This is a genomic window from Leptotrichia hongkongensis, from assembly GCF_041538065.1.
Taxonomy (GTDB): Bacteria; Fusobacteriota; Fusobacteriia; order Fusobacteriales; family Leptotrichiaceae; genus Leptotrichia; species Leptotrichia hongkongensis.
Genome location: NZ_JBGORW010000020.1, coordinates 1 through 3,661, shown reverse-complemented (window position 1 = coordinate 3,661; position 3,661 = coordinate 1). Strand labels below are relative to the sequence as shown.

The following is a 3,661-nucleotide window of genomic DNA, read 5'->3' as shown; positions in this document are numbered from 1 at the left end:
CAAGGAAAATCAGTAGGTTAAAGATACATTAGGGAAGAAATATTTTTTTTAATATATTTTTGTAACAAATGTTTGACATCTATACAAATTATTGAATAAAAATCTTTTATAGCCCTTGACAAAAGGGCTTTTATAGTATAAAATAGTTAGGTTAGAACTCATAACTAAATTTTGAAAAAATATATTATTTATAAAATAATATGTTTTGAAGTGAATTTTAGAGTAAATCGACATACTTAAAATAAGTATGCAGTTATGTTTGATAAAGTGATTTGCAAGAAAAGCAAAAAAATTAAAAACTTTGTCAAATGCAGCTTTATCAAATGTAGATTGAAGAAATGAGCTTTATAAAAAGTTTTAGTTTTGAAATATAACGCGAGAATAAATATATAAATCAAAGAAATTTGAGAGGAGGAAAACAGATGCCTACTATTAATCAATTAGTAAGATTTGGTAGAAGTACAACTGAGAAAAAGAAAAAATCACCTGCATTGAAAGGTAATCCACAAAAAAGAGGGGTTTGTGTAAGAGTATATACAACTACACCTAAAAAACCTAACTCAGCCTTAAGAAAGGTAGCAAGGGTTAAATTAGTAAATGGAATCGAAGTTACTGCTTATATTCCAGGAATCGGACACAACTTACAAGAACATAGTATCGTTCTTTTAAGAGGAGGAAGAACAAAAGATTTGCCGGGGGTTAGATATAAAATAATCAGAGGAGCATTGGATACAGCAGGAGTTGTAAACAGAAAACAAGGTAGATCAAGATACGGAGCTAAAAAAGGGTAATTAAATTTTAAAAAAGTAAGGAGGACAATTAAGTGTCAAGAAGAAGAAGAGCGGAAAGAAGAGATGTATTACCAGATTCTCAATTTAACGATAAAGTAGTAACTAAATTCATTAATGGATTAATGAAAGATGGGAAAAAATCATTAGCTGAAAATATTTTTTATACAGCATTGCAACAAATAACTGAAGAAACTCAAGAAGAAGGAATTGAAGTATTCAGAAGAGCAATGGAAAATGTAAGACCTCAATTAGAAGTAAGATCTAGAAGAATCGGAGGGGCAACTTACCAAGTACCAGTTGAAGTAAGAAAAGAAAGACAGCAAACATTAGCAATTAGATGGTTAGTTAGATATACAAGAGAAAGAAAAGAATACGGAATGGTTGCTAAACTTAAAAAAGAATTAATTGCAGCTGCCAACAATGAAGGTGGATCAATTAAGAAAAAAGAAGATACATATAAAATGGCTGAAGCAAACAGAGCGTTCGCACATTACAAATGGTAATCTTATTTGTTTGAAGAAATTTATTAAGTATTCAAAAAAAGTTATATTTTTACAAAATTCGTTTTTTCAGAACTGGATTTATAAAAATATTGTTTCAAATTTCAAATATACTTCTTAAATAAGAAGTAGCTTATAAAAATAAGGAGGAAAATTTAAATGGCAAGAAAAGTTGCTTTGAAAGATACTAGAAACATTGGTATCATGGCACATATAGACGCCGGAAAAACAACTACTACTGAAAGAATTTTGTTTTATACAGGTGTAAACCATAAAATCGGAGAAGTTCATGAAGGAGCTGCTACGATGGACTATATGGAACAAGAACAAGAAAGAGGAATCACAATTACATCAGCTGCAACAACAGCATTCTGGAATGGACACAGAATAAACATAATAGATACACCAGGCCACGTTGACTTTACAGTTGAGGTAGAAAGATCATTAAGAGTATTGGATGGAGCAGTTGCGGTGTTCTCAGCAGTTGACGGAGTGCAACCTCAATCAGAAACAGTTTGGAGACAAGCTGACAAATATAACGTACCAAGAATGGCTTTTTTTAACAAAATGGATAGAGTCGGAGCAGACTTTAACATGTGTGTAAACGACATCAAAGAAAAATTAGGTGGAAATGGTGTACCAATCCAATTGCCAATTGGTGCAGAAGATAATTTTGAAGGAATTATCGACTTGGTAACAATGAAAGAATACCTATTTAAAGATGAAACTATGGGAGCAGATTATGAAGTTGTTGATGTTAGGGCAGAGTTGTTAGATGATGCTCAAACAGCAAGAGAACATATGATTGAATCTGTAGTTGAAACTGATGATGAATTGATGGAAAAATATTTTGGAGGAGAAGAAATCTCTGAAGAAGAAATCAAAAAAGCATTAAGAGTTGCTACAATTGAAGGAACTGTTGTACCTGTATTGTGTGGAACAGCATTCAAAAATAAAGGAATTCAACCGTTACTTGATGCAGTAGTTGCCTACATGCCATCACCACTAGATATTAACGGTGGAAAAATTAAAGGAACTGATCCTAAAACTGAAGAACCTATTGAAAGAGAAATGGGAGACGATGCTCCATTCTCAGCATTGGTGTCTAAAATCATTACAGATCCATTTGTTGGAAGATTATCATTCTTTAGAGTTTATTCAGGAGTACTAGAAAAAGGATCTTATGTATTAAACTCAACAAAAGGTAAAAAAGAAAGAATGGGAAGATTGCTTCAAATGCACGCTAACAAAAGAGAAGAACTTGATGTAGTTTACTCTGGAGATATAGCTGCGGCAGTTGGACTAAAAGATACTACAACAGGAGATACATTGTGTGCTGAAAATGCTCCAATTATCCTAGAAAAAATGGAATTCCCTGATACAGTTATCCAAATCGCAGTTGAACCAAAAACTAAAGCCGATCAGGAAAAAATGGGAACAGCTCTTTCAAAACTTGCAGAAGAAGATCCAACATTTAAAGTATCAACTAACCAAGAAACTGGACAAACACTTATTGCAGGAATGGGAGAGTTACACTTGGAAATCATCGTAGATAGAATGAAACGTGAATTCAAAGTGGAAGCAAATGTTGGTAAACCACAAGTTGCTTATAGAGAAACAATCAATGGATTAGCAGATATTGAAGAAAAATATGCAAAACAATCTGGAGGACGTGGACAATACGGACATGTTAAGATGAAAGTTGAAGCTAATCACGGAAAAGGTTACGAATTTATTAATGAAATTACTGGAGGAGCTATTCCAAGAGAATATATTCCAGCAGTAGATAAAGGAATTCAAGAAGCGTTAGAAGCAGGAGTTGTCGCAGGATACCCTGTTCAAGATATAAAAGTTACATTGTATGATGGATCTTACCATGAAGTCGATTCATCAGAAATGGCATTTAAAATAGCAGGTTCAATGGCAGTTAAAAAAGGACTTAGAGCCGCTAATCCAGTATTATTGGAACCAATCTTCAAAGTAGAAGTTACTACTCCAGAAGAATACATGGGAGACGTAATTGGAGATTTGAACTCAAGACGTGGACAAGTTTCAGGAATGACTGACAGAAATAATGCAAAAATTATTAGTGCAGAAGTACCTTTATCACAAATGTTCGGTTATGCAACTGACTTGAGATCGAAAACACAAGGAAGAGCATCTTACTCAATGGAATTTGAAAAATATGTAGAAGTTCCAAAAAATATTGCTCAACAAGTAATTGATGAAAGACAAGGAAAATAATAAAAATTTAAAATAACAATAAAAATCTTAAAAATCTTAAAAAAATTTAAAAATTAAAGAAATAATGGAGGAAAAATTAAAATGGCAAAAGCTAAATTCGAGAGAAGCAAACCACACGTAAACGTA

The 3,661-nt window shown here is 32.5% G+C and carries 3 protein-coding genes; all 3 read left to right on the top strand.

The window, feature by feature from the left end; all coding sequences use genetic code 11:
• The first annotated feature begins 422 nt into the window (after positions 1 to 422).
• The 3 genes from rpsL (at position 423) to fusA (ending at position 3,535) form a co-directional block, all read left to right on the top strand.
• A complete protein-coding gene (rpsL, locus tag ACEG17_RS09945; RefSeq protein WP_006806098.1) occupies positions 423 to 791 on the top strand; it encodes a 30S ribosomal protein S12 in 369 nt (122 codons plus the stop codon).
• Positions 792 to 823: 32 nt separating this feature from the next.
• Complete coding sequence (gene rpsG / locus ACEG17_RS09940; protein WP_021744579.1) at positions 824 to 1,294, top strand: 30S ribosomal protein S7; 471 nt, start codon at positions 824 to 826, stop codon at positions 1,292 to 1,294.
• A 156-nt stretch (positions 1,295 to 1,450) separates the two neighbouring features.
• Positions 1,451 to 3,535, top strand: coding sequence for an elongation factor G (gene fusA / locus ACEG17_RS09935; RefSeq protein WP_372583589.1), 2,085 nt, complete (start codon positions 1,451 to 1,453; stop codon positions 3,533 to 3,535).
• Positions 3,536 to 3,661 lie beyond the last annotated feature (126 nt).

Excerpts from the sequence above, each read along its gene's own strand:
- rpsL (WP_006806098.1), top strand. The coding sequence starts at position 423 with ATGCCTACTATTAATCAATTAGTAAGATTTGGTAGAAGTACAACTGAG.
- fusA (WP_372583589.1), top strand. The coding sequence starts at position 1,451 with ATGGCAAGAAAAGTTGCTTTGAAAGATACTAGAAACATTGGTATCATG.